The organism is Aliibacillus thermotolerans, from assembly GCF_027853235.1.
Lineage (GTDB): Bacteria > Bacillota > Bacilli > Bacillales > Marinococcaceae > Aliibacillus > Aliibacillus thermotolerans.
On the sequence record NZ_WKJG01000007.1, the window covers coordinates 1 to 26,165 of the forward strand.

Annotated in this window: 22 protein-coding genes; 15 read left to right on the forward strand and 7 right to left on the reverse strand. The window is 40.0% G+C overall.

The window, feature by feature from the left end:
• The first annotated feature begins 135 nt into the window (after nt 1-135).
• Nucleotides 136-996 carry an alpha/beta fold hydrolase gene (locus tag GJS40_RS00465; RefSeq protein WP_270895292.1) on the forward strand — a complete coding sequence of 287 codons (861 nt, stop codon included), beginning with the start codon at nt 136-138 and terminating at the stop codon, nt 994-996.
• Nucleotides 997-1,207: 211 nt separating this feature from the next.
• Here GJS40_RS00465 and GJS40_RS00470 read toward each other — a convergent pair whose 3' ends face one another.
• Genes GJS40_RS00470 through GJS40_RS00485 form a run of 4 tightly spaced genes read right to left on the reverse strand, consistent with a single transcriptional unit; the run spans nt 1,208 to nt 5,093 of the window.
• On the reverse strand, nt 1,208-2,215 hold the full coding sequence (locus GJS40_RS00470) for an ABC transporter ATP-binding protein (protein ID WP_270895294.1): 1,008 nt from the start codon (nt 2,213-2,215) through the stop codon (nt 1,208-1,210).
• A 23-nt stretch (nt 2,216-2,238) separates the two neighbouring features.
• Nucleotides 2,239-3,225: an ABC transporter ATP-binding protein gene (locus GJS40_RS00475; RefSeq protein ID WP_270895296.1), complete on the reverse strand. Its 987-nt coding sequence runs from the start codon at nt 3,223-3,225 to the stop codon at nt 2,239-2,241.
• 41 nt (nt 3,226-3,266) lie between these two features.
• Nucleotides 3,267-4,214 (reverse strand): ABC transporter permease, encoded by a 948-nt coding sequence (locus GJS40_RS00480; RefSeq protein WP_270895297.1) that lies wholly within the window; start codon nt 4,212-4,214, stop codon nt 3,267-3,269.
• Nucleotides 4,215-4,229: 15 nt separating this feature from the next.
• Nucleotides 4,230-5,093, reverse strand: a complete 864-nt coding sequence (locus tag GJS40_RS00485; RefSeq protein WP_270895298.1) for an ABC transporter permease — start codon at nt 5,091-5,093, stop codon at nt 4,230-4,232.
• A 168-nt stretch (nt 5,094-5,261) separates the two neighbouring features.
• On the opposite strand from GJS40_RS00485, the gene GJS40_RS00490 reads away from it, so the two are divergent.
• Nucleotides 5,262-6,890 (forward strand): glutathione ABC transporter substrate-binding protein, encoded by a 1,629-nt coding sequence (locus tag GJS40_RS00490; protein ID WP_377902073.1) that lies wholly within the window; start codon nt 5,262-5,264, stop codon nt 6,888-6,890.
• Nucleotides 6,891-6,939: 49 nt separating this feature from the next.
• On the opposite strand, the gene GJS40_RS00495 is transcribed toward GJS40_RS00490, so the two are convergent.
• Both GJS40_RS00495 and GJS40_RS00500 read right to left on the reverse strand, forming a co-directional pair.
• The gene (locus GJS40_RS00495) at nt 6,940-7,569 is read right to left on the reverse strand and encodes a cell wall hydrolase (protein WP_270895299.1); all 630 of its coding nucleotides are present in this window, start codon (nt 7,567-7,569) and stop codon (nt 6,940-6,942) included.
• 204 nt (nt 7,570-7,773) lie between these two features.
• Nucleotides 7,774-8,466 (reverse strand): B3/B4 domain-containing protein, encoded by a 693-nt coding sequence (locus tag GJS40_RS00500; RefSeq protein WP_270895300.1) that lies wholly within the window; start codon nt 8,464-8,466, stop codon nt 7,774-7,776.
• A gap of 55 nt (nt 8,467-8,521) precedes the next feature.
• On the opposite strand from GJS40_RS00500, the gene queG reads away from it, so the two are divergent.
• From queG to GJS40_RS00530, 6 genes are all read left to right on the forward strand, one after another.
• The gene (queG, locus tag GJS40_RS00505) at nt 8,522-9,682 is read left to right on the forward strand and encodes a tRNA epoxyqueuosine(34) reductase QueG (protein WP_270895302.1); all 1,161 of its coding nucleotides are present in this window, start codon (nt 8,522-8,524) and stop codon (nt 9,680-9,682) included.
• Entirely contained in the window at nt 9,670-10,185 is a 516-nt protein-coding gene (locus tag GJS40_RS00510; RefSeq protein WP_270895303.1) for a methylated-DNA--[protein]-cysteine S-methyltransferase, read from the forward strand. Before queG ends, GJS40_RS00510 begins: the two co-directional genes overlap by 13 nt.
• A 56-nt stretch (nt 10,186-10,241) precedes the next feature.
• Entirely contained in the window at nt 10,242-11,123 is an 882-nt protein-coding gene (locus GJS40_RS00515; protein WP_270895304.1) for an amidase domain-containing protein, read from the forward strand.
• Between the two features lie 43 nt (nt 11,124-11,166).
• Nucleotides 11,167-11,637 (forward strand): tRNA (uridine(34)/cytosine(34)/5-carboxymethylaminomethyluridine(34)-2'-O)-methyltransferase TrmL, encoded by a 471-nt coding sequence (gene trmL, locus GJS40_RS00520; protein ID WP_270895305.1) that lies wholly within the window; start codon nt 11,167-11,169, stop codon nt 11,635-11,637.
• Nucleotides 11,638-12,315: 678 nt separating this feature from the next.
• Nucleotides 12,316-12,615, forward strand: coding sequence for an antibiotic biosynthesis monooxygenase family protein (locus tag GJS40_RS00525; protein WP_270895306.1), 300 nt, complete (start codon nt 12,316-12,318; stop codon nt 12,613-12,615).
• A 236-nt stretch (nt 12,616-12,851) separates the two neighbouring features.
• Complete coding sequence (locus tag GJS40_RS00530; protein WP_270895308.1) at nt 12,852-13,421, forward strand: DUF5366 family protein; 570 nt, start codon at nt 12,852-12,854, stop codon at nt 13,419-13,421.
• A gap of 38 nt (nt 13,422-13,459) precedes the next feature.
• Here the strand turns inward: GJS40_RS00530 and GJS40_RS00535 are convergent, their stop codons facing one another.
• Nucleotides 13,460-15,316: a transglycosylase domain-containing protein gene (locus GJS40_RS00535; protein ID WP_270895369.1), complete on the reverse strand. Its 1,857-nt coding sequence runs from the start codon at nt 15,314-15,316 to the stop codon at nt 13,460-13,462.
• 205 nt (nt 15,317-15,521) lie between these two features.
• Here GJS40_RS00535 and GJS40_RS00540 point away from each other — a divergent pair, with 205 nt between their 5' ends.
• The 7 genes from GJS40_RS00540 to GJS40_RS00570 all read left to right on the forward strand — a co-directional run bounded on the left by GJS40_RS00540 (nt 15,522) and on the right by GJS40_RS00570 (nt 26,110).
• Nucleotides 15,522-17,417 (forward strand): PrkA family serine protein kinase, encoded by a 1,896-nt coding sequence (locus tag GJS40_RS00540; RefSeq protein WP_270895309.1) that lies wholly within the window; start codon nt 15,522-15,524, stop codon nt 17,415-17,417.
• A gap of 117 nt (nt 17,418-17,534) precedes the next feature.
• On the forward strand, nt 17,535-18,086 hold the full coding sequence (gene lepB, locus GJS40_RS00545; protein WP_270895310.1) for a signal peptidase I: 552 nt from the start codon (nt 17,535-17,537) through the stop codon (nt 18,084-18,086).
• Nucleotides 18,087-18,217: 131 nt separating this feature from the next.
• Nucleotides 18,218-19,381, forward strand: a complete 1,164-nt coding sequence (yhbH, locus tag GJS40_RS00550; protein WP_270895311.1) for a sporulation protein YhbH — start codon at nt 18,218-18,220, stop codon at nt 19,379-19,381.
• A 136-nt stretch (nt 19,382-19,517) separates the two neighbouring features.
• Entirely contained in the window at nt 19,518-20,534 is a 1,017-nt protein-coding gene (locus tag GJS40_RS00555; RefSeq protein WP_270895312.1) for an HIT domain-containing protein, read from the forward strand.
• A gap of 70 nt (nt 20,535-20,604) precedes the next feature.
• Nucleotides 20,605-22,101, forward strand: a complete 1,497-nt coding sequence (gene glpK, locus GJS40_RS00560; protein ID WP_270895313.1) for a glycerol kinase GlpK — start codon at nt 20,605-20,607, stop codon at nt 22,099-22,101.
• A gap of 48 nt (nt 22,102-22,149) precedes the next feature.
• The gene (locus GJS40_RS00565) at nt 22,150-23,889 is read left to right on the forward strand and encodes a phospho-sugar mutase (RefSeq protein WP_377902076.1); all 1,740 of its coding nucleotides are present in this window, start codon (nt 22,150-22,152) and stop codon (nt 23,887-23,889) included.
• Nucleotides 23,890-24,133: 244 nt separating this feature from the next.
• Nucleotides 24,134-26,110 carry an acetate--CoA ligase gene (locus tag GJS40_RS00570; RefSeq protein ID WP_270895315.1) on the forward strand — a complete coding sequence of 659 codons (1,977 nt, stop codon included), beginning with the start codon at nt 24,134-24,136 and terminating at the stop codon, nt 26,108-26,110.
• The last annotated feature ends 55 nt before the right edge of the window (nt 26,111-26,165 follow it).

Here is a 26,165-nt window from a genome sequence, read left to right on the forward strand (position 1 = left end):
ACCCTGTTAGAATATTCTGTGATTATCCTTTTATAAGGTGGAAGTGCTGTTAGGTGTAAAACAGTGTCTATGAAATTTTGAGAATAAGCGAGCATTTGGAAGATATTCTTACTTTATTGAGGGAGGATGCAACTTATGGGATCTTATATCAAGACAAAATCAGGGCATACGTTGTATGTAGAAGATATTCCCGGAACATGGGGAACCATCATCGCGGCCCACGGCTTGACTGGGAATCATAAACAATTTGACTTTTATAAACAGGCATTGGCAGGAGACTATCGCTTTATTAGCTATGATATTCGCGGTCGTGGCAAGAGCGATCCTGCTTCTTCCAACACTTCTATCTTCACCCACGCAGAAGATTTCATGGAGCTCATCGATCATTTAAAGATTGAGAAACCGATTTTATTAGGATATTCCATGGGTGCGTATCTATGCGCCTTAGCAGCAGCCAGTCGACGAAAAAGTGTCTCTTCCCTTATTTTATTAGACGGAGCAGGGGATGCAGATGAGACTGCTAGAGAGCTGGTGCTTCCTTCCTTGAACCGAATGAAAAAAGTATATCCCACACAAGAAGACTATGTGACAGAAACCCGCAATCTCTATACCACTTTAAACATTGTATGGGACACTACGATGGAAGAAATCGTTCGCTATGAAATCCGACAACAAGAAAACGGAGAATGGCAACATCGCTCACAAGCTGCGGTCATGGAAAAAGACTTTGAAAGCTTTTATTCTTTTCGTTCAGAAGAGGTAGCATCCTCCATATCATGCCCGGTATTGCTTATCATCGCAACCGGGAATATCGGAGACAAACGCTCTCTCTTTACAGAAGAATCGTATACAACCTTGAAAAAAAAGATAGCAAATATGGACACGATGGTCACCCCAGTCAACCATTATGAGCTTATTTTTAATGAACAACCCGAGATATATGACCGTATTCATTCATTTTTAGCAAATAACGAAATGGGTGATGAGCGACAATAAGAACAAACCTTACATTTTTTAACGTTCTTAGCCAAGAAGTCTCCATCTTCCACCGTGGGAAGGGTTTTTTCCTCATGGTAAGATGGAGATGAATTGGCTTCGGTCAAACGAGTCTGTGGCGTCTTCATTGAACGAACAAGCGTTTACATATTCATCATGTTCTTTGACAATTCACACGTGCCACCTTCCGATTGCAAACTGGAAGGTGACACTAAAAAAAGGAAGAGCGATTTCTAGCAATATCTTCACCATAATGACAAGCAACGAGATGATTTTGCTCGACATCTTTTGTTCCTTGCAATGTAGGGGCAACTTTTTTACAAGTTTCGGTAGCGAACGGACAACGAGGATGGAAACGACAGCCACTTGGCGGCTCCACTGGAGAAGGAACCTCTCCCTTTAAAAGGAGGCGCTTACGTTTCGCCTTCGGATGGGGAGTCGGTATGGCTGACAGTAAAGCGTGCGTATATGGGTGCATTGGAGATTCAAATAAAGACTGAGTAGTTGCCATTTCGACAATTTGTCCTACATACATGACTATGACGCGATCGGAGATATAACGAACGACTTCTAAATCATGTGAAATAAATAAATAAGTTAAATTGAAATCCTGTTGTAACTTTTTTAATAAATGAAGTATTTGCGCTTGCCGTGATATGTCAAGAGATGAGACGATTTCATCACAAATTATTAGTTTCGGTTGAACTGCTAATGCTCGAGCAATGGCGACTCGTTGCTTTTCACCACCGCTTAATTCATGAGGATATCTCTCTTGTTGATGCGGTTGTAGTCCTACTTTTTGAAGGAGAGCATGTACTTGCTCATTTTTCCTCGCTTTCGGAACCACTTTTTGAATGGACATTGCTTCATACAATATGTCTTTTAAACGTTGTCGTGGATTGAGAGAGCTATGCGGATGTTGAAATATCATTTGCATCTCTTTTCTTTTTCTTCTCAGCTCTTTTTTTCGTAATAAACATAAATTCTTTCCTTCAAAATAAATATTTCCTGCCGTCGGTTGCTCTAATTGCAAAATAGTCCGGGCGACGGTTGATTTGCCACAACCGGATTCCCCTACAATGCCAACGGTTTCTCCTTCATGCACAGTAAAGGAGATATTATCCACTGCTTTTATATTTGTTACTGTTCGGTTCCATATGCCACTTTTTATCGGAAAATATTTTTTTAAATGATCTACTTTCAAGATTTCTTTTCGCATAAATGACCTCCCCTAAGCTTATTCTATCTATCGTCGGAAGCGATCCAACAACGGGTGTAATGGTTATGTTCATCTTGAATAAGAGGTGGGAGGCGTTTTGCACAAATCTCTTGTTTATAAGGACATTTTGGTGCAAAACGACAGCCTGTCCCATTCTCCTCTGAGCGTAGGAATGGTTCTTTTATAGGACGCACCTTTTTTTCGTTGGTATGTCGGTCTTTTCGTAATAGAGACTGTAATAATTCAATCGTGTATGGGTGTTTCGGTTTTTCAAATAAGTGATGCACGTCTGCCATTTCAACAATGTTTCCACCATACATCACCGCGACATGATCACACATTTCCGCAATGACACCGAAATCGTGACTAATGATAAGAACAGACATTGCAAGTTTCCGTTGTAATTCTTTTATTAGCGTTAAAATTTGTGCTTGAATGGTGACATCCAATGCGGTCGTCGGTTCATCTGCAATTAATAATTTTGGATAACAAAGAAGCGCCATTGCAATCATTGCCCGCTGTTTCATTCCACCGGAAAGTTCATGAGGATATTGATGCATCCTTTTTTCTGGAGCAGATATTCCAACGAGTTGTAACATATCCATGATTCGTTTCGTTGCTTGTTTTTTGTTGAGATGTTCATGGGTGTACAACACTTCCCTTAGTTGTTGTCCGATTGTATAAGTGGGATGTAAGGAATTCATCGGGTCTTGGAAAATCATCGAAATATCTTTTCCACGAATTTTTCGCATCTCTCTTTCTTTTTTCTTTAAAATGTTTTCTCCTTCAAAAAGGATTTCTCCAGTGACAATTTCTCCAGGTTGGGAAAGGCGCAAAAGAGAGAGCGCGGTCATGCTTTTCCCAGCGCCGGATTCACCGACAATGCCTAATGTTTGTCCTTTTGGAATGGAGAAAGAAACATCGTCAACTGCCTTTACTTCGTCATTTTTCGTGAAAAAGGACACAGATAGGTGGCGTACAGAGAGCAGGGGTTGTTTTGTGGATGCCATTGATTTGCTCCTTTCTTTTTCCCTTTATTTTTCATGATCGCTTAACCGTTCATTTTCATCCGTTTATTGAACACATGATATAAAATATCAACGATTAAATGAACGATGACAAAAGTGAATGAAATGACGAGAACGATTCCTTGTACAACGGGAAAATCTCTGTTGGTAATACTATTCATTAATAAGCGACCGAGCCCATTGATTGCGAAAACTTGTTCTGTTACGACGGATCCTCCTAAGAGAAATCCGAATTGTATTCCAATCACTGTAATAACAGGGATGATGGCACTTCTTAATGCATGACGATAAATGACTTTTCGTTCACTGAGTCCTTTTGCACGAGCGGTTTGAATATAGTCTTCATTCAATACGTCTAACATACTAGAGCGAGTCATTCGGGCAATCATGGCAGCACCAGCGGTACCGAGAGTAATGACTGGCAAGACCATTTGCTGGAAAGACCCCCAACCAGAAGGTGAAAACCATGACGTTGAAAAAGGTAGCCACGGTGTCTGTCCAATCGCAAACCATTGAATCAGCATTAATCCTAACCAAAAATTAGGCAGTGATAAACCGAATAAAGCAATCACCATGATACTTGTATCAATAAATGAATTTTTGTAGGTGGCAGCGATTACTCCGGCAATGAGTCCTAAAAATATACTAAAAATTGTACTATACACCGATAATTGGAACGTTATCGGGAATCTTGAAGCAATTTCTTCTATTACAGGTCGACCGGTACGAAAAGATGTTCCTAAATCTCCTTGAATAATATTCCACATATAATTCCAATACTGGATCGGGAGAGGATCATTTAGTCCGAGACGTTCGTGAATGTTTGCTATTTGTTCTTTAGGTGCGTTTTCCCCGGCAATAAGAACAGCAGGATCCCCTGGGATAAGGTGCAGTAGACTAAATACGAGTAAAGAAACACCAAAAAGAACTGGAAGTGTTTGCATCAAACGTCTGAGTATAAAAGACAACATGTTAGCCCTCCGTTCTCATTTTTTACTTTTTGGATCTAATACGTCCCTTAATCCATCTCCAAATATGTGAAAAACGAGTACGACGAACATAATGGCTAAACCAGGAAAAAATGCCACGTGAGGAGCTTGATACATATAATCTTTCCCTTCGTTTAACATGGCTCCCCATTCCGGAGTCGGTGGCTGGACACCTAGGCCAAGAAAGGATAACGTACTTGCCGTTAATATGGCGCTAGCAATGCTAAGGGTAGCCTGTACAATAATAGGGGAGACGATATTTGGAAAAATATGTTTAAAAATAATGCGAATATCACTTGCTCCGAGAACTTTCATCGCATCTATGTACTCCAATTGACAAATAGCAAGTGTAGAACTTCTTACGATTCTCGCAAACATTGGAACTAAAAAAATACTCACTGCCAGAATCAGATGATGTAAACTGTTGCCTAAGACGCTCACGAGGGCAAGGGCAAGGAGTATGCCAGGAAAAGCAAACAAGACATCCATGCATCGCATGATGAAACTATCGATGAAGCCACCATAATATCCTGAAATCATTCCTAAAACCACTCCAATGGTGGCTCCAATCAACACGGAAATAACCCCTATATATAACGAAAGAGGCATCCCATGAATGATTCTTGTAAATATGTCACGTCCGTGATGGTCTGTACCAAAAAAATGCTTGGCTGAAGGGGAAGCTAAACGATTAGAAGTGTCTGGTACGTTTGGATCGTAAACAGTAAGGTACGGTCCAATGACGGCAATGAACACGAGACAGAGAATGAAAATAAAGCTGATACTTGCTGTTTTATTGGAAAATATACGAGAAATGAGCGATCTATTTTCCATATTCATTACTGACTTATCTTTTGTCATTTTCATCCCCTCCTTTTCTCTGATAGTAAATGATGATAGCATGATATTCCATTGATTTGGGATAAGTAGACATTGTTCTAATCGAAGTAAATAGGATATTATTGCTAACCTACTAGAACTACTCTATTATCATTATAAGAGTAGATAGAGTGTGAAGGGGGAGTTTCTTTGAAAAGTAGAATAAAATGGTTGTTTTGCATGGCTATGGCGATTGTACTAGCTTCTATCATTGTCGGTTGTGGCAATGATACAAATGATACAAAAGAAATAAGAGACGGAAATTCACACATAAAAACGGAGTTATCTACTGAAGAGAGTGACTTTCGAGGTGGGGATTTAGTCATTGCAACGTCTGCAGATGCTGTTTCTTTAGATCCTGCCACTTCCAATGACATTCCATCCGTGAATGTCCAAGAAAACATTTATGAAACGCTCATTGACTTTGATGAAAATATGGAATTGATTCCAAAACTTGCAACCGATTGGAAAGAAATTGATGAAACGACGTGGGAATTTACTTTACGAGAAGGAGTCACTTTTCATGATGGGAGTCCGTTTAACGCTAGCGTAGTGAAGGCAAATATGGAACGTGTTATTGATCCGGCTGTCGCTTCACCTCGTGCATTGTTATATGACATGATCACTGACATTGAAGTGATTGATGATTATACCGTACGTATCAAGACCGAAAAGCCATTTGCACCGTTACCGGCCCATTTGGCACACAATGGAGGGGGAATGGTCTCGCTGGAAGCAATCGAGAAAGACTATGAAGCGATGGAAAATGGAGAAGAGCCAGGTTCTTATATCAATGAACATCCGATTGGTACAGGGTATTTTCAATTTCAAGAATGGGAGAGGGAACAGTATATTCAATTGGTTCGTTATGAAGACTATTGGGATGAGCCGGCTTATGTAGATACGGTGACTTTTAAAGTAGTGCCGGAAGATTTAACACGGATTGCGGAACTTGAAACGGGGGATGTGCATATTTCCGATCCGATAAGTCCGTCGGATGTCGCTCGGATAGAAAAGACAGACGGATTATATGTCAATATCCAAGACTCTGTCAATCTGTCTTATATCGGCTTTAACGTTCAAAAGGAACCTTTTGATGATGTTCGCGTTCGACAAGCCGTAGCCATGGCGATTGATAAAGAACAAATTATTGACGGCTTATATGGAGGAGTAGGCATCCCGGCAATCGGCCCACTGGCACCAATTGTGTTCGGGTATGATGATTCTGTCAAGGGATTACCTTTTGATCAGGAAGAAGCGAAAGCACTGTTAAGAGAAGCAGGATATAAGGATGGCTTTACCACGACGATTTGGACAAATGATCATCGCGAAAGAATAGATACGGCGATCAACATTCAAGCACAATTAAAAGAAATTGGCATTGAGGTAGAAATAAAAACAATGGATTGGGGCACTTATTTAGAACGAACGGCAAATGGGGAGCATGACATTTTCCTTCTTGGTTGGTCGGCTTCCACTGCAGATGCTGATTACGGATTGTATGCACTGTTTCATTCTTCTCAAGTTGGCGCACCAGGAAATCGTACTTTTATTCAAAATCATGAGATTGATTCCATGTTAGATGAAGCACGGGAAACATTGGATGAAGAAAAACGACTTGCTTTATATAAAGAGGTACAAGAAAAATTAATGGAAGAATCCCCCATGATTTATCTCCACCATCAGCAATTTTTACTCGGTGCCCGGGATGAAGTGAGAAATTTAGAGCAATCTCCTAATCAGTTATTACAGTTAAAAGAAGTATATTTAGAAGAGTAACAAAAAGACGAGGGTGCTTTTGAAGCATTCTCGTCTTTCGGCGTGCATGTTAATTGGCAAAAACATGATTTCCGATTTGATGACTGACTGTGCGGGTATAGATCCATTCGGACGTGGCGAGGTTTGGATTATAATAATAATGAGATCCATAAGACGGGTCCCAACCTCGCCAAGCTTCTCTTACTGCTCGAAAGGCAGTTGGACTCGGATCTAAATAATATTGACCGTCTTGCACAGCTGTAAACGCATTTTTTTGTTTAATGACACCGTCCACAGTGGAGGGGAATTCTGGAGATAAGAGACGATTTCGGATCACCGCAGCTACTGCTACTTGGCCTTCAAATGATTCTCCTCTTGCTTCCCCATGAACCGCTTTGGCTATTTTACGTACGTTTTCTAATTCAGATAATGTCTGAGGACCACTTTTTCCATCTGCCAGCAACCCGAATTCTTGTTGAAATGCTTTCACCGCTTCCGTTGTGTATGTTCCATAATACCCGGTTGCATTCGTATGTAAATACCCCATATGGATTAACGTTTCCTGTAACTGTACGACAGAAGGACCCTCATTTCCTTTTTCTAAGATTACGCTTGTCGCTTTAGTGGCGTTAGGATCAATAAATAGTAGGACAAAAATAAAAGAACTTGTCATAAATATGTGTGTTATCGTTTTTTTCATTTTCTAACCTCCTCGTTTCTTCCATACCATTTTTGTTTAAAAAATAAACATCATTCAAAATATTATGATATGGTAGAAATTGTACCAGATAGGCCTACTTACACCTACCACTCAAAGAGGAAAAATATGTTTTTACATATTTTTTGATTTTTTTCATTATTTTGCAATAAAAAAAGATCACCGTGTAAATTGGTGATCTTCGTGCTAGCATACGTCTATTTCTGAAGATTCTTGATGAAGAAGAAAAATACTGCTTTCCCCACTATGCAATTGCGTAAACATTTTCGCTGCGCTTTGTAACAATTGCTCTGATTTATTCAAGGGTAAGGAGGGTTGTAAATAAAAAATTTGCACTGCGTTTCTCGTGGTTGTTTCCACTTTTGAGCGATGAGAGTCAACGATGGGGCTTCCAAACGGGCCGATGGAATCAACAGAAACGATTTTCCCTTCCATGTTATTTATTCGATGGTTTAAACCTTCGAGCCGTTCATTTTTTGTTCCGATAAAAATTTTGATATAATCTTGTAAAACATCTTTATTATATAAACCGATCGGTATTTCGTATTGTAAAGAGAAAAAATTGTTTAAGTCAACCGCCGAATTTAAAAAAGGCAATCGTTTTCCTTTAGCAACTCTACGGAATAACGCTTCATGGGAAGGACGGTAACGTGTTGGATCGATGTCAAGTTTCTTAAAAATGTCTCGCCACTCCAGTACTCCTTTGTAATCAAGAACAGTTTGTTCATGTAAATCGGCGGCAATTTTTTCTTGAAAAAAATCAAGCCTTCCTTTCAGCATTTGCGGAGATTCATCAATGACGATGTCTTTGTAAAAGATAAAACCTACTTTAAAATTTGGAACTTGTTTAAGAATGGAATCGTGTAACTCAATTTTCATGATATTCACCTCAATGAATAGTGTAGCATGGATATGGAGAGAAAGGAGAAGGACAATGACGACGACTGAGTTAAAAGAGGAAATTATTAAGTACAGCAAAGAAATAGGCATCGATAAGATTGGCTTTGCCTCGGCCGATCCGTTTGTCACGTTAAAAGAACGGTTGGTCGAACATCGTCGTCTTGGCTACGAATCGGGATTCGAAGAAAAAGATATTGATAAAAGAGTAACACCGACCAAATTGCTTCCAGAAGCAAAAACGATTATCGCGATTGCGCTTGCATATCCATCTAAAATGAAAGACGAACCTTCCAATCGTAGAGGGAATCGACGTGGCCTCTTTTGTCGCGCTTCTTGGGGAAGAGATTATCATCAAGTCTTGAAGGAGAAACTACAAAAATTAGAGGCGTTTATTCAACAACGGGTTCCTGATTGTCGTACGGTCTCGATGGTAGATACAGGAGAGCTATCGGACCGGGCGGTGGCGGAACGTGCAGGGATTGGGTGGAGTGGTAAAAATTGCGCTATTATTACTCCGGAATTCGGGTCTTATGTCTATTTAGGAGAGATGATTACAACTCTTTCCCTTCCGGTGGATACACCCATTACGGAACAATGCGGAACATGTAATAAATGTGTGGACGCTTGTCCAACCAATGCTCTCGTACAAGGGGGACAGCTTAACTCCAAGAAGTGCATTGCCTACTTAACGCAAACGAAAACGAGTGTTCCGAAGCGATTTCGGAAAGCGATTGGCAACAGATTATACGGGTGTGACACATGTCAACAAGTTTGTCCGAAAAATAAAGGAAAAGATTTTCACCATCAAACGGACTTTGAACCAGATTCCGAGATAGTAAAACCGACATTGCTTCCTCTTCTTACCATTTCCAATCGAAAGTTTAAAGAAACGTATGGTCCTCTTGCTGGTTCTTGGCGCGGGAAAAAACCGATTCAACGGAATGCGATGATTGCCCTTGGAAACTATAAAGAAAAAGAAAGTAGTGATCGGTTAGGAAAATTATTACAAGAAGATCCTCGCCCCGTCATTAGAGAGACGGCCGCTTGGGCATTAGGAGAAATCGGGACAGAAGAAGCGGAAAACATGTTAAAAAAAGCGGTGGAATATGAGTCAGAAAGTAACGTTCGAACAGAAATACAACAAGCAATCAAACGAATCAAAGAACAAAAGGAGGAAAACGAATGCCTCCATTAGTATCTTATACCGAAATAGATACTCCGCTAGGAAAACTGACACTTATGAAGAGCGAATGGGGTTTATGCTTATTAAAATATGGATCGCCGAAAGATGTTTTTCCTAAAACAGAATCGTGGCGAAAAAGATATTTTTCAAAAAATGTCATATATCAAGAAAATAAACATGCATTTTTACAAGAAACAGAGCAGTTACGTGAATACTTTCAAGGAAACAGACATCATTTCACTGTCCAACTCGATATCAAAGGTACTGCCTTTCAACGGAAAGTATGGCGCGCTTTACTACGAATCCCTTACGGGGAAACAAAAACGTATCAACAAATTGCTTACGAAGTGCAATCTCCGAAAGCGGTTCGAGCAGTCGGAATGGCAAACCATCAGAATCCAATCGCCATCATGATTCCGTGTCATAGAGTCATCGGAAAAAATGGAAAACTTACAGGTTATGGTGGTGGTCTTGATAAAAAAGAAAAGTTAATTCATTTGGAGCAGCCAAAGTAGTCATGAATCCCCTCCCTTGTACATATTGTATTACTATGAAAAGGGAGGGACTCTTTATGCGCAAAAAATGGCAGATAGCATTGAAAACATATTTAGAATCGTGGCTAGCATATCAATTAGAACCACACCGACGCTGTTCTTCCTTGACATTACAAGACAAAGAATCACTTGATCGCTTTAAAGAGTCTTTATCTAAAAGACACGCGCAACTATTAAAAATAAACGTAAAGATTTGTCCCTTTCGAATGCAAAGAATCGAAGGAATGGAAAAAGTTACATACATGCTTCAAGTCGCCCGTCTTGTGAAAATAAAAAATCACATTCATATGGAAGAACAAATCGTGAAGCGTCAAAGCGGCATCTACGACGGATACTTAGTGACGGATGAAGAAATAAGAGAGGATACGATGCAAAAGAGAGAGGAGTTCCCAATTCATTCTCCATCAATTGAAAGATTTGATTATAATCGCAGAGCAGCCGTTCAATATGCGGAACGTTGGTGGAATGATTACAACCCAGCTTTTCATGCCTTCCAGAATGATTGTACCAATTACGTTTCTCAATGCCTTTATGCTGGAGGTGCTCCGATGCGAGGGGCACCTGATCGGAATCAAGGTTGGTGGTATCACGGGAATGCTTGGAGTTATAGTTGGGCGGTAGCTCATTCATTGCGCTGGCATTTAAGTAGCTCTTTAACAGGTCTTACCGCAGTGGAAAAAAATGAAGCAACGGAACTAGGTCTGGGAGATGTCATTTGTTATGACTTTAACGGAGATGGTAGGTGGCAACATACGACGATTGTAACGAACTTTGACGGAAATGGAGAACCGCTTGTGAATGCCCATACGAGTAATAGTCGCTCCCGCTATTGGACGTATGAAGATTCCACCGCTTGGACACCTTCCATTCAATATAAGTTTTTTCGAATTGGGTCGTGATTATGATATAATATTTCGGTGGAAAAGAGAATGAGGTGGAGAAATGGGTAATCACATTGTGTTATATCAACCAGAAATACCGGCGAACACTGGCAATATTGCGAGAACTTGTGCTGGCACAGGGACGACTTTGCATTTAATTCGTCCGCTAGGATTTTCAACCGATGATAAAATGTTAAAGCGGGCAGGCTGTGATTATTGGCCTTATGTGAACATTCATTACTACGATGCAATGGAAGAATTATTTGCAACGTACCCGGAAGGTGAATTTTATTTTATTGAAACAATTGGGCGGAAAAATTATACAGATGTGTCTTTTTCGGATCCAACGGTGGAGTATTTCTTCGTTTTTGGAAGAGAAACGAGTGGATTGCCATCGTCGTTAACTTCCCAATATGAGGATCGTTGTCTTCGCATTCCACAAAACGATCGCGTTCGTTCATTGAATTTATCGAACACCGCAGCGATTGTCGTCTATGAAGCACTCCGACAACAACAATTTGCTCCCATATAAAAGAGTCAGGGCAGGGTTTAAACTCCAGTAATCAAAAGAGAGGTGCTCACCAAGTGAGTCTCTCTTTAAGTGATGAGACCAATGAATGATCGCATAGATGAAAAAAGTGTTGCATGACAAGTTCATACGACACTTATTTCGTACAATCTGATCAGGAATGGTCACAAGTGGACTAGAATTAGGAATATTTAGGTGAATTAGTTCCCTTTTATGCTTCTTGCGATCAATTACGCTTTAGAAAAGAAGATAAAGCGGCCGTCCTGCTTACCATCCCCGGATGATGATAGATGTAGAATCAGCGTTCGGGTTTTTGGAGGCTCATTTGTTCTTCTCGCTTATACCGCCGGAAACAATCACCCAATGATAGAAGAAGGGAAAAACCATACAAAAATAGTTCCAAGCAAATGTTTGTGCTTGGAACCATTCCTTTTTGGCTAGTTATGTCCTAGCCTCTTTCTATATCTTAATATTCATGTGGTTTGTCTTCCTTGCATGCTGTTAAGATGGAAATTAAGAATGCAATACAAATTCCAGTGATGAGCACTAATTTCATATGTATGTATCCTCCTTTATTTCATAGCATGGGGTGAATCTTCACTTATTATACCTTATATATCGAAAGCTGTGAACATATCGTTTATACTTAAAGTTGAACTTTGTGAGAAGGAGGACATGAACATGTATGTTGTGATGAATGAATTAAAGGTACCGAAAGAAATGAAAGAAGTAATGAAAGAACGCTTTGCTCAAAGTGCCGATAATATGAAAAAAGTTCCTGGTTGCTTAGACTATATGTTTTTAGACGAAGAAGACGGGCGTCAAGTTGTCTTTACGAAATGGGAATCAAAACAACATTATGAAGATTGGACAAACAGTGAAGCTTTTCAACGTGCCCACCAAGACCGTAGCGGAAAAGAAAAAAAGAGCCCTGCCTCAGGAAATGAATTACGTACTTTCGAAGTGATCCATCATTTTTAATGGAGAGCAACTGCCCCAAAAGGTCACTAGTAATGACTTTTTGGGCAGATTTTTTTGAAATGGGTACGTTTAAGTGACCATGGAAAAGTCTCCTTTCATAGAAATATCTTACGGCAATACCGTATTCAAGTGGGCGTTTATAGTTAGGGATAAAAAGAAGATGCATGAAGCGCGGTTGGATTTGAAGTGGATGAGGCTCTCGTTATATGACTTGGTGACAGGGAGAATATGTTGAAATGAAAAATACTTATATTACGAGTTACTTCCCTTTATTTTCAATTACCATTTTCAGTTTTGCACTGGCTATTTATACGGAAACAATCATCACTGATTGGTTAATACATATCGGTTTATATGTCGGGATGCTTGAGTTTTTTTCCGAAGTAGGGATTAAACTTACTTTATTATTTTTACTAACGTTAGTTTATTTTATGGTCTTTTCTGCGTTAAAATTAATTGCTGATACGGTGCTGGAATTATCGCTTTTGTTCTTTTCACGGGATGAGGAAGGAAATGATTTAAAAAAAGTTCGAAGCGGCTCATGGATTTTTTTAATTGCGAGCTTCTGCGCTTTATTTCTTTCTGTAACTCCCCAACTACAAACGGGTATCACCATTGTGTTTCTTTTTGCCGCGTTTATTTATTTTGTCTATTTCGTCTATCAAGTGAGTGACTCCATGTCACTAGCAGGCTTGATAGGGACGATTTTTTTTCATGTCAGTTTTTGGGGTGGTTTTTTAGCAGTGACAATATATTCGTTGTTACGGCTCTATAATAGCTTTGTGAACAGCTTACCAATTTCATAGACCCCCTGTTGGAATCAGCTCAACTGGGGGTCATTTTGTCATTCTAGTGTAAAGTAAATATCTTTCCACCACTGGAGGTGAGCGGTAGATGGAAGATATCGGAGCGAAGTGGGGTTGTCTTGACCGAGCCAGACGCCAAGGGTGTATCGATCGTTGTAACCGATAAACCATAAATCTTTCGTTTCATTTGTTGTACCGGTTTTTCCCCCGACGTTTTGGTGTCTGATGTTCATGCTTCTCGCTGTTCCCTTCATCACGACTTGGTTTAACATGTACCGCAGTTGATCGTTTGTTTCTTTTTCCCAGACAGGCTGTAGGCTTGGGGACCATTCATATAACACGTTGCCGTCCTTATCTGTTACTTGCTCGATCGCATAAGAAGGACGATACATTCCATCATTGGAAAATACAGTAAAAGCACTCGTTAATTCAAGTGGAGTCATTCCGTAAGTAAAGCCACCAAGTGCTGCAGGATAACGTTTATCCTCTTGTACAATGCGAGAGAAGTGGAAAGCATCTAAATAAGAAAATGCCGTGTCAAGCCCCGTTTGATCGATGAGTCTTACGGCAGCGGTGTTATAAGAATAAGCGAGGGCATCGCTTAAAGTAACGCTACCCGTGCGAGTTCCGGACGCATTGTCTGGACAATATCCATCCCGACAAATCGGATGAATCGATACCCGGTCGTGGAGTGATTTGTTTTTTTCATTCATGTACGGTCCGAAGACTAATAAAGGCTTAATCGCAGACCCTGGTTGTCGATAGGCTTGGGAGGCACGATGAAAGTCATACTTTTGAAAATGGTTCCCCCCATAGATGGCAACAATCTGGTGAGAAGCGTGATCAATCACCGCAGCAGCTCCTTGGACATTCCAATTCGATAACCGTCGATTAGAAATATTGTTTAATGATGATTGAATTCTTGGATGAAGGGATGTATGAATGTGAACGCCGGAAGCGAGCACTTCTTTGAAACGGCGGTTTAGATGTTGCTGAATCTCCTCTCTTTCTTCCTGATTTTCCGCTCGTTGAAGTTGGGATTGAAATCCTTCTTTTATTGAAATCAGATCTTTCAATTCTTGCTCAACATAGGAAGCATAATGAGGAAACGAATCGATCGGTTGAGTAAATTGAATATGTATTTCTTCCTCTAATGCCTCTTCTTTTTCATCTACTGCTATGACTCCCCGCTCGGCCATCCTCTCTAACACTGTTTTTTGCCGTAATAATGTATTTTCGATATTGGTTAGCGGATCGTAGTGGGAAGGGTTCGCAGGGATTGCAACTAAGAATGCGATTTCAGCAAGCGAAAGCTCCTGAGAAGGTTTATTAAAATACGCATGGCTGGCTGTTTCAAAACCGTAAACACCATTGCTGAAATACACCGTATTCACATATAACTCTAATATGTCTTGTTTCGAATATTTTTGTTCCAACTGATAGGAGTATAAGACTTCACTTAACTTACGGTTATATGTTTGTTCGTGATTTAAAAACAAGTTCCGGGCGACTTGTTGCGTAATCGTACTGGCTCCTTCTTCGATCGCTTGGGCACGAGCATTTACGATAAATGCGCGAATGACAGCACCGATATCGACCCCTTCATGTTCATAAAAATATTGATCTTCCACCGCAAGAAATGCTTGAATTACTTTATTTGGAATTTGTTCAAATTCAATATATTTACGGTTTTCTTCATTTTGAATGACGGAAAAAACTTCCTCGTTTCGGTCGTACAAATAACTATTTTGCGTTAGATGAATCGTGTCAATTTTTATTCCTTCTTCTAAAGCTTGCTCTACCGTTTGAAATTCTTCTGATTCATTCACTATTCCGACGATAAATATCATAAATAGACTAAAAAAACATACCATGAAAACATATCCTGTTGTCATGCGCAACACTTTTTCCCCTCACTATTTCATCATATTGCTTCTTCGTCCGTTGATTGTTGCAGTCTATTGGTTATGTTCGATTTGAGCGTTGCATAGGTATAGTAATGCAGAGGAAAATCCCTTTGAGCTTGTATGAAAAATGCAAGAACGGTGACTGCTTCTCCTTCATTATATCTTTTTTAAGGAAGAAAGGGAGGATTTTACGGTGGATATTTTAGATAAAATAAAACAATCGCGCGAAGAGGAAGAAAGGTTAAAGTGGCGGGGAACTTTCCGTGAATACTTGGAATTAGTGAAAGAAAATCCACACATTGCCCAAACTGCCCATTCACGCATATATAATATGATTAAAGATGCAGGGGTCATTGAGCGAGATAGAAAAAAAATGTACAAGTTTTTTTCTGATGAGATCTTTGGATTGGAAGATGCATTGGAAAAACTGGTAGAGGAATATTTTCATTCCGCCGCAAAACGATTGGATGTAAAAAAACGAATTTTATTATTAATGGGTCCGGTAAGTGGAGGAAAATCAACCATTGTCACCTTATTAAAAAGAGGATTAGAAAAGTATTCGTATACTGACGCGGGAGCTGTGTATGCCATTGAAGGATGTCCTATGCATGAAGATCCGCTACATTTAATTCCACCTCACTTACGAGATGATTTTTACGAAGAATATGGTATTCGAATTGAAGGCCACCTTTCTCCGTTGAATATGATGCGGTTAGAGAAAGAATACGGAGGACGGATTGAAGATGTCATGGTGGAAAGAATCTTTTTCTCGGAAGATAAACGGGTTGGGATTGGAACCTTTAGTCCATCGGATCCGAAATCCCAAGATATTGCTGATTTAACCGGCAGCATTGATTTCTCTACGATCGCAGAATACGGTTCAGAATCAGATCCCCGCGCCTATCGATTTGACGGAGAATTAAATAAAGCGAATCGAGGTATGATGGAATTTCAAGAAATGCTGAAGTGTGATGAAAAGTTTCTTTGGCATTTACTTTCCTTAACGCAAGAAGGTAATTTCAAAGCGGGTCGATTTGCTTTAATTAGTGCCGATGAATTAATTGTCGCCCATACAAACGAAGCGGAATATAAATCATTTATTGCCAATAAGAAAAACGAAGCGCTTCAATCCCGTATGATTGTTATGAATATTCCTTACAATTTAAAAGTGTCTGATGAGGAACGCATTTACGAAAAAATGATACGTGAAAGCGATATGGCTCACGTCCATATTGCCCCCCACGCATTAAGAACTGCCGCCATTTTTTCTGTATTAACTCGCTTAAAAGAACCGAAAAAACAAAATATCGATCTTGTGAAAAAAATGCGTTTGTATGACGGAGAAGAAGTGGAAGGGTTTAAAGATCAAGATGTGGAGGAATTAAAAAAGGAATATCCGGACGAAGGAATGGACGGAATTGACCCGAGATATGTCATTAATCGAATTTCCTCTGCCATTATTAGAAAAGATGTTTCCTCTATCAACGCCTTGGATGTGCTCCGCTCACTCAAAGATGGTTTAGACCAGCATCCATCTATTTCGGATGAAGATAAAGAAAGATATTTAGACTTTATTTCTATTGCAAGAAAAGAATACGATGATATTGCGAAAAAAGAAGTGCAAAAAGCATTTGTTTATTCTTATGAGGAATCAGCAAAGACGCTCTTAAACAACTATTTGGATAACGTCGAAGCATACTGCAATAAAACAACAATGACTGACCCGCTCACGGGAGAAGAGATGAAGCCCGATGAAAAGTTAATGCGCTCCATTGAAGAGCAAATCGGAATATCTGAAAACGCAAAACGTGCTTTCAGGGAAGAAATCTTAATCCGGATTTCTGCCTATGCCCGCAAAGGGAAAAAATTCGATTATAATTCGCACGAACGCTTGCGAGAAGCAATCCAACAAAAGCTTTTCGCTGACTTAAAAGATGTCGTCAAAATTACCACGTCCACGAAAACGCCGGATGAATCGCAATTGAAAAAGATTAATGAAGTCATCGCCCGACTTATCGATGAACATGGTTACAATTCTGTTTCTGCAAACGAACTTTTGCGTTATGTAGGAAGTTTATTGAATCGTTAATACGAATCAAAAAGCTGTTTCCAACCGGAAACAGCTTTTTATGTTTCTATGTAATTGCCGATGAAAAAAAACAGTGGTACATTTATAATGGGTGCGGTGCAGACAGGAGGAAAAATGATGGGAAAAGTAGTCCGTGAGATTTGGGATTGGATAAAAACATTTATTATTGTTTTTCTAATTATTATTGTCATTCGAGCATTTTTCTTTGCAAATTATATGGTTCATGGAGAATCCATGATGCCAACAATACAACATGGCGAACGTCTTATCATCAATAAAATTGGTTATTATTTTGGGGAGCCGGAACGGTTTGATTTAATTGTTTTTCATGCCAATGAAGACAGTGATTATATTAAGCGTGTGATTGGTCTTCCTGGGGACCATATAGAATATCGAGATGACACCCTCTACATTAATGGAGAAGCGTACGAAGAAGAATATTTAGAGGAGAGTATTCAACAGACAATAAACGGTAATTTTACAGAGGACTTTACTTTAGAAGAAGTGACAAACCAATCGGAAGTTCCTCCAGGTACAGTATTTGTGTTAGGAGACAATCGTCAAAACAGTATGGACAGCAGACAACTTGGTTTTATCGATATGGACCAAATTGTCGGGAAAGCCAGCTTTCGTTATTGGCCGATCTCGGAAATGGAAATGATTCAATAACGGATTGCCTTTGCGGTGAACTCGCAAAGGTTTTTTATATTTCTGGCAATTATCTTGTCTCATGCGCATATACTAAAAAAAATAGTCACTCCATTGATTTCGAACTTTGAAAAAGGAAAGGGGGCCCTTCGATGTTAGAGAAAAATAGAGATCATTTTATCGTCTCCAAAGAGAATTGGTCCCTGCATCGAAAAGGTTATCAAGATCAACGAAGGCACCAGGAAAAAGTAGAAGAAGCGATTAAAGAAAATCTCCCTGATCTCATTACTGAAGAAAATATCATTATGTCGAATGGTAGAGAAGTCGTTCGTATACCGATTCGTTCTCTCGATGAGTACAAAATTCGATACAATATGGAAAATAATAAATACGCTGGTCAAGGGGATGGGGACACGAAAGAAGGAGACGTGATTGCAAGAGATCCGAGCGGGCAAAAGAAGCAAGGGCAAGGAAAAAAAGCAGGCGATCAAGCGGGAGAAGATTATTACGAAGCGGAAGTATCCATTGTAGAGCTGGAAAAATTATTATTTAATGAAATGGAACTTCCAAACTTGAAGCAAAAAGAACGGGATGAATTGGTAGTAGAAGATATTGAGTTTAATGATATTCGCAAGCAAGGACTCATGGGAAATATTGATAAAAGACGTACAATTTTATCGGCCATTAAAAGAAATGCATTACGAGGGAAACCAAGTATTAACCCCATTTATAATGACGATTTACGTTTTAAAACATGGAATGAAAAAATGAAGCCGGAATCGAAAGCGGTTATTATTGCCATGATGGATACGTCTGGTTCCATGGGGCGTTGGGAAAAGTTTTTAGCTCGTAGTTTTTTCTTCTGGATGGTGCGTTTTTTAAGAACAAAGTATGAAACGGTAAACATTGAATTTATCGCACATCATACTGAAGCGAAACGAGTAAGTGAGGAAGATTTCTTTTCCAAAGGAGAAAGTGGGGGAACGATTTGTTCTTCTGCCTATGAAAAAGCTTTAGAGACGATCGAACAGCACTATTCCCCGGAACAATATAATATTTATCCATTTCATTTTTCTGACGGAGACAATTTAACCTCAGATAATCACCGTGCTTTACGGTTCATGAAAGATTTGATGGAACTGTCCAGTATGGTCGGGTATGCCGAAGTAAATCAATATCAAAGGCATTCTACTTTGATGAAAACATTCCAAGCAATAGAAGATGAACGTTTTCGCTATTATATTTTGAAAAAGAAAGAAGACGTGTTTCATGCGTTAACGTATTTCTTTTCCGTGCAAGAATCTGAAGCCATATAATAAAAAAGCCTTCAAGTTTTATTTTTCCAACTTGAAGGCTTTCTTTTTTGCAGGACCGCGACCAGGACTTCACAAAAGACATATTTTCAGGTAATAATGGAAGGGGAGAGAAGTGATTACGCGAGGGGGAGATGTGGTGAGTAAAAGGATTTCGTTTCAAAAAAAAGAAGAGTGGTTTCAATTCTATAGTGCCAATGGAGAAAAAGTGAATCGGAAAACAGAAATAAGAATTGATCCGTTGACGAAAGAGTCATCACGAATTGTGTTTGATCCAGGTACTAAATTTACTGTCCCGGATTACACAGAAGAAGCAAAAGAGACAAGCGGAAAAAATTGCCCGTTTTGTCCTGACAACATCATGACGATGACGCCGGAATTTTCGAAAGAGGTAGTGTCAGAAGGAAGAGTTCAAGTTGGAGAGGCCATCCTTTTTCCAAACTTGTTCCCGTACAGTAAATATAATGGTGTCGTCGTTTTCTCTAAAGAGCATTACGTCCGACTTGAAGCGTTTACAAAAGAAATGATCACCAATGCTTTTCAGGCATGCCAAACATTTCTTCAACAAGTTAAGAAAGTGGAGAAGGAAGGGGTATATACATCCATCAACTGGAACTACCTTCCGTATTCCGGTGGCAGCATTCTTCATCCGCACATGCATGTCCTCGTTTCTGAAACACCAACCAATTTTCAACGGACAATTATCACACATACGAAACGTTATCAAGAGGAAACAGGGGCAGATTATTTTAACGAATTATATCACGCCGAAAAAGATGGCGAACGATGGATTGGAGAACACGGAAATGTCGGATGGTTCCACGCTTTTTCTCCAAAGAGTCACAATGATTTCCAATTTATTTTTAAAGATAAAACCTCTCTCGATGGCATAACAGAAGGGGATTGGGAAGATTTTGCAAAAGGATTACAAGCTATTTTTGCTACTTTAACAGAGCAAGGAATGGCAAGTTTTAATATGGTGATGCATATTTCTGGGGACGAAGCTCTTCCTATCACAGGACGTTTCATTCCTCGCTTAACGATTGGGGGCCTTGGAACGAGCGACATCAACTTTTTCCAATCGTTACATCAAGAATCACTTTCTTATAAAATCCCCGAAGAAGTTGCAGCCCTTGCACGAAAACATTTTCAATAAAAGCTGGTGCTACATGAAAGCACTAGCTTCTTTTCTCGTTACGTTGTAATAAATGAAAAGGGGGATGGCAATGGAGAAACAGTACGTGTTATCCATCGATCAAGGGACGACGAGCTCACGAGCAATTTTGTTTAATAAACAAGGAGAACCGGTGGCGATGGAGCAAAAAGAATTTCAACAATATTTCCCGCATTCCGGTTGGGTGGAGCATGACGCCAATGATATTTGGGCATCTGTATTGGCAGTTATTACAGGAGTACTAGAGAAGTCGGAAGTTTCTCCCCGGGAGATTGCCGCTATCGGTATTACAAACCAACGGGAGACGACCGTTGTCTGGGATAAAAAGACAGGAAAACCAATTTATCGTGCGATTGTGTGGCAATCGCGGCAAACGGTGGATATTTGTGAGGAACTAAAGATGGCAGGCTGGGAAGAGACCGTTAAACAAAAAACGGGTTTACTCATTGACCCCTATTTTTCAGGAACGAAAGTAAAATGGATGCTGGACCATGTGGACGGAGCAAGAGAAAAAGCGGAAAAGGGAGAGTTATTATTTGGAACCATTGACACGTGGTTAATTTGGAAATTTTCCGGTGGAGAAGCTCATGTAACCGATTATTCCAATGCGTCACGCACAATGATGTATAATATTCATACGTTGGAGTGGGATGACGAATTATTGCGGATGTTAAATATACCAAAAGCGATGTTACCGGAAGTAAAATCTTCTTCCGAAATTTATGCTTATACACTAGATTATCATTTTTTAGGAGAGCGTGTTCCGATTGCAGGCGTAGCAGGAGATCAACAAGCAGCGTTATTCGGACAAGCGTGTTTTGAAAAAGGTATGATAAAAAATACATATGGAACAGGATGTTTTCTTTTAATGAATACGGGTGAAACCCCTGTCCCTTCTAAACATGGCTTAATTACAACGATTGCGTGGGGATTAGATGGGAAAGTGGAGTATGCGTTAGAAGGAAGCGTATTTGTTGCTGGCTCTGCTGTCCAATGGTTACGGGATGCTTTGAGAATGATTGAACAATCACCTGATTCGGAAATGTACGCAAACCGGGTTGAAAACACGGGTGGCGTCTACGTCGTTCCGGCGTTTGTCGGTCTTGGTGCTCCTTATTGGGATAGCGAGGCCCGGGGTGCGGTCTTTGGTCTTACTCGGGCAACGGAAAAAGAGCATTTTATTCGAGCGGTGTTAGAGTCTCTTGCTTATCAAACGAAAGACGTTTTAGAAGCGATGCAAGAAGAAGCAAAGATTCCGATTCACACGATGAGAGTAGACGGAGGAGCGGTAGAAAACAATTTTTTAATGCAATTTCAAAGCGATATGATTGCAGCTCCCGTGGAACGCTCGATGGTTCAAGAAACCACTGCCCTTGGTGCTGCTTATTTGGCAGGACTTGCGGTTCGTTTTTGGGAGAGCAAAGAGGAGATAACTAGTCAATGGAAGCGAGAGCGAACTTTTCAGCCCCAAATGGACGCAGAAGTGAGAAATAAATATTATGACGGATGGAAAAAAGCAGTGGAAGCGTCCATGGTGTTCAAACCATAGTTCTGTTTGTAAAAGAGATGAATTTTAAAGGAGTGGAGTGGTAACATGGTGACTTGGCGGGATCATTGGAAACGATGGAGCAATTGTTTTTGGTTAGATGATGACTTAAAAAAGCAATTAAAACAGATAGAAAAAGACGAAAAAGAACTGGAAGACTGTTTTTACAAATGGATGGAATTTGGTACGGGAGGGATGCGAGGTAAATTGGGACCTGGCACGAATCGGATGAACACCTTTACGATTCGAAGAGCTGCGGAAGGGCTGGCGCGCTATGTAGAGGATTACGGTGAAGAAGCAAAACAACGAGGAGTGGTGATCGCGTATGATTCGAGGCACCAATCTTATCACTTTGCGATGGAAACGGCGCTCACATTAGGGGCGCACGACATTCAAGTATACGTCTTTCAAGAACTCCGTCCGACTCCCGAGCTTTCTTTTGCCGTGCGACATTTACAGGCATTTGCGGGGGTGATGATTACCGCTAGTCACAACCCTCCGGAATATAATGGTTTTAAAGTGTATGGTGAAGATGGAGGACAATTTCCACCAGAGCCGGCGCAAGAATTAATGAATAAAGTGGTAGAAGTGGAAGACGAATTATCCATACAAGTAGCAGATGAGAATACAATGAAAGCGAAAAGACAGCTCATGATGATCGGTGAAGAAGTGGATAAGGCGTATAACGAAAAATTACAAACTGTTTCTCTACATCCTAAATTGCTTCAGTCGAAAGGAGAACAAATCACAATTGTATTCACCCCTCTTCATGGGACAGCCAACTTTCCTGTCACGAGAGCATTGGAGACGAGCGGTTTTAAAAATGTGCACGTCGTTCAAGAACAAGCATTGCCAGATCCGAATTTTTCCACAGTGAAAAGTCCAAATCCAGAAAACAAAGAAGCCTTCACATATGCCATCGCAGAAGGGAAACGGGTGGATGCGGATATATTAATGGCAACAGATCCGGATGCAGATCGTTTAGGACTTGCGGTGAAAAACGAACACGGTGAATATGAATTATTAACAGGAAACCAAACAGCGGCTCTTATGCTCGACTACTTATTAAAAGAAAGAAAAGCCCAACAGCTCTTACCGAAAAACGGTGTGATGTTAACAACGATTGTGTCCTCTGAATTAGGACGAAAAATCGCCAATCACTACGGAGTAACAACAGTGGACACATTAACCGGATTTAAATTTATTGGAGAAAAGATGAAAGAGTATGAGAAGACAAGGCAATATGAATTTCAGTTTGGCTTTGAAGAATCTTACGGTTATTTAGTGAAAGACTTCGTTCGTGATAAAGATGGAGTACAAGCGGCGCTACTTTGTGCAGAGATGGCGTTATGGTATAAAGAAAAGGAAAATAAAACGTTGTATGAAGCATTACATACTCTCTATGAGAGATTTGGTTATTATAGAGAAGGATTAGAATCCCTCACGCTTCCTGGAAAAGATGGTTTAGAACAGATGGAAAACATCATTACTGCTTTTCGAAAGAACCCCCCAAGCATGATAGGAGATGAAGAAATTACGATTCGGGAAGATTACTTTATGTCAGAGCGATTCATCGTTTCAAATGAACAAAAAGAGACGATAAAATTACCGGTATCCAATGTGTTAAAGTACAAGACGGAGGAAGAAACATGGTTTTGTATTCGTCCTTCCGGGACAGAACCAAAAATTAAATTTTATTTTGGTGTGAAAGGAAATTCTCTCAAAGAAGCGAATGATAAATTATTTCGCGTAAAAGCATCGGTCATGGAGCAAGTAAAAAAACGGATGTAAAGGAATGACTGCTACAATGGAATGTCATTGTGGCAGTTTTTTATCATTTATTTTCATTACCATCGTAAAATAAAATAGCAAACACCATTTTGTATTTTCTTAAAATTTTTTATTTTTACATTGACAGAGCGGTGGTATTATTTTAAAATAACCAATGATAGCGCTTACATTATATTAGTACCAATAAAGTTAATATTTTTTATAATTACAAAAAAATACTAATTTCTTTGGGGAGGGGATTTGTTTGAGCGCAGATTTAGGCGGAATTCAAGAACTAGTAAAAAATAGTAAGATTGTTTATCCTGAGAAAGAAAAGCAAGAGACTACTGAATTAGGGAGTACGGAAGCATTTCAACAATTATTAAAAAAGTCGCAAGAAGATCCTGAAAGCTTTTGGAACGATGTCGCAAAAGAACTCCATTGGTTTCAGCCGTGGGAAAAGACAATCAGTGGCAGTTTGCCGTCATTTGAATTTTTTAAAGGCGGATGGAGTAATCCATGCTACAACTTATTAGATCGTCATATTGAAAATGGGGCAGCAAACAAAACGGCTCTCATCTGGGAAGGAGAAGATGGAGCTACAAGTTTTTATACTTATCAGATGTTGCTTGCTGAGGTAAATCGCTTTTCCAATGTTCTTCAGTCATTTGGCGTTAAAAAAGGGGATCCTGTTGCGATTTTTCTCCCTAACCTTGCAGAGGCTTTTATTGCTATTCTTGCTTGCTTCCGTATCGGGGCTGTTTATAGCACCATCTTCTCCGGTTTTTCTGAGCAATCATTAAAAGATCGTTTAACGAGTTATGAACCGAAAGTCATTGTGACCGCCGATGCTAGTTTGCGCCGTGGAAAAGTAATACCTCTCAAAGAAAAAGTAGATAATGTGTTGTCAGATGTACCTAGTGTCAATGCGGTTGTCGTGGTTGACCGTTTAGGTACGAAACCAGCGATGAAGAAAGGAAAAGATTATTGGTGGCACGAAGAAATGAAAACAGCTTCAATTGTCTTTGAACCTGTTCCAGTGGAAGCAAATGAACCAAGTATTGTTTTCTATACTAGTGGAACAACAGGTAAACCAAAAGGTGTGGTCCATGCTGGGATGGCTTTTGTCGTTCAAAATTATATTTACGCGAAATACCATATGGATCATCATCCGGATGACGTCTTTTGGTGCACAGCCGATGTGGGTTGGTTAACGATGCATATATGGGGAATTGCCGGCGCTTTTGCCAATGGAGTGACGACCATTGTTTACGAAGGAGCACCTAATTACCCGGAACAAGATCGTTTTTATCAAATCATCGATAAGTATCGAGTCAATAAGTTATTTACAGCTCCAACAGCGCTCAGGATGCTTCGTAGCTTAGGAGACCAAGCGGTAAAACGATATAATCTGTCATGTCTTGATGTCGTCTCTTTGGTAGGTGAACCGTTCGATCCGGAAACGTGGCATTGGACGAGAGATGTGCTAGGTGGAGGAAACATTTGTGTAAACAACACTTGGGGACAAACGGAAACAGCCGGTTGTCCGCTTGCAGGTGCTGCGTGGTTGACACCGATGAAGCCGGGATCAGCGGGCGTTCAATTTTTGGGCGCGGATGTAGGAGTTGTAGATGATCAAGGAAACCCGGTTCCAAAAGGTACATTAGGTAATTTAGTCATCAAAAAGCCATTTCCAATGTTATGTCGTACGTTATGGCGCGAACCAGAGCGTTATTATGAACAATATTTTAGTCAAGTAGAAGGATGTTATTATGCCAGTGACATTGCGTTAGAGGATGAAGATGGATATTTCTGGGTTGTTGGGCGTTCAGATGATGCCTTTAACGTGTCAGGACATCGATTAAGTACGATGGAGATTGAAAACTCTGTGTTAGAATGTGAAGCGGTCTCCGAAGTAGCTGTCATTGGTGCTCCTGATGAAATAAAAGGAGAAGTACCGGTTGTTTTTGCTACATTATCGGGAGGTTACATTGGCGACGATAAATTGAAAAAAGAAATCGAAGAAAGCATCGTTAAAGGTGTAGGACAAATCGCTCGTCCTCGTGATATTTACTTCGTTAAAGCGATGCCAAAAACGGTGAGCGGAAAAATTATGCGACGTCTCTTAAAGGAGATTCAAGTAAAAGGAGATGTCGTAAGTGACGTCACAGGACTAGAAGATCCTGAAGCGATTGAACATATTAAAGAAGTAGTTTCTAGTAATATGAATTCAAATATATAAAATTGTATCCATGAAAAATTAATTTTGCCGGGCCAAAAGGAGGTCCGGCTTACCA

Coding starts and splice junctions, on each gene's coding strand:
- GJS40_RS00495 (WP_270895299.1), bottom strand. CDS start 7,569: ATGAAAAAAACGATAACACACATATTTATGACAAGTTCTTTTATTTTT.
- queG (WP_270895302.1), top strand. CDS start 8,522: ATGACGACGACTGAGTTAAAAGAGGAAATTATTAAGTACAGCAAAGAA.
- GJS40_RS00480 (WP_270895297.1), bottom strand. CDS start 4,214: ATGTTGTCTTTTATACTCAGACGTTTGATGCAAACACTTCCAGTTCTT.
- yhbH (WP_270895311.1), top strand. CDS start 18,218: ATGTTAGAGAAAAATAGAGATCATTTTATCGTCTCCAAAGAGAATTGG.
- GJS40_RS00525 (WP_270895306.1), top strand. CDS start 12,316: ATGTATGTTGTGATGAATGAATTAAAGGTACCGAAAGAAATGAAAGAA.
- GJS40_RS00465 (WP_270895292.1), top strand. CDS start 136: ATGGGATCTTATATCAAGACAAAATCAGGGCATACGTTGTATGTAGAA.
- glpK (WP_270895313.1), top strand. CDS start 20,605: ATGGAGAAACAGTACGTGTTATCCATCGATCAAGGGACGACGAGCTCA.
- GJS40_RS00535 (WP_270895369.1), bottom strand. CDS start 15,316: ATGACAACAGGATATGTTTTCATGGTATGTTTTTTTAGTCTATTTATG.
- GJS40_RS00500 (WP_270895300.1), bottom strand. CDS start 8,466: ATGAAAATTGAGTTACACGATTCCATTCTTAAACAAGTTCCAAATTTT.
- lepB (WP_270895310.1), top strand. CDS start 17,535: ATGGGAAAAGTAGTCCGTGAGATTTGGGATTGGATAAAAACATTTATT.
- GJS40_RS00515 (WP_270895304.1), top strand. CDS start 10,242: ATGCGCAAAAAATGGCAGATAGCATTGAAAACATATTTAGAATCGTGG.
- GJS40_RS00510 (WP_270895303.1), top strand. CDS start 9,670: ATGCCTCCATTAGTATCTTATACCGAAATAGATACTCCGCTAGGAAAA.
- GJS40_RS00485 (WP_270895298.1), bottom strand. CDS start 5,093: ATGACAAAAGATAAGTCAGTAATGAATATGGAAAATAGATCGCTCATT.
- GJS40_RS00475 (WP_270895296.1), bottom strand. CDS start 3,225: ATGGCATCCACAAAACAACCCCTGCTCTCTGTACGCCACCTATCTGTG.
- GJS40_RS00530 (WP_270895308.1), top strand. CDS start 12,852: ATGAAAAATACTTATATTACGAGTTACTTCCCTTTATTTTCAATTACC.
- GJS40_RS00470 (WP_270895294.1), bottom strand. CDS start 2,215: ATGCGAAAAGAAATCTTGAAAGTAGATCATTTAAAAAAATATTTTCCG.
- trmL (WP_270895305.1), top strand. CDS start 11,167: ATGGGTAATCACATTGTGTTATATCAACCAGAAATACCGGCGAACACT.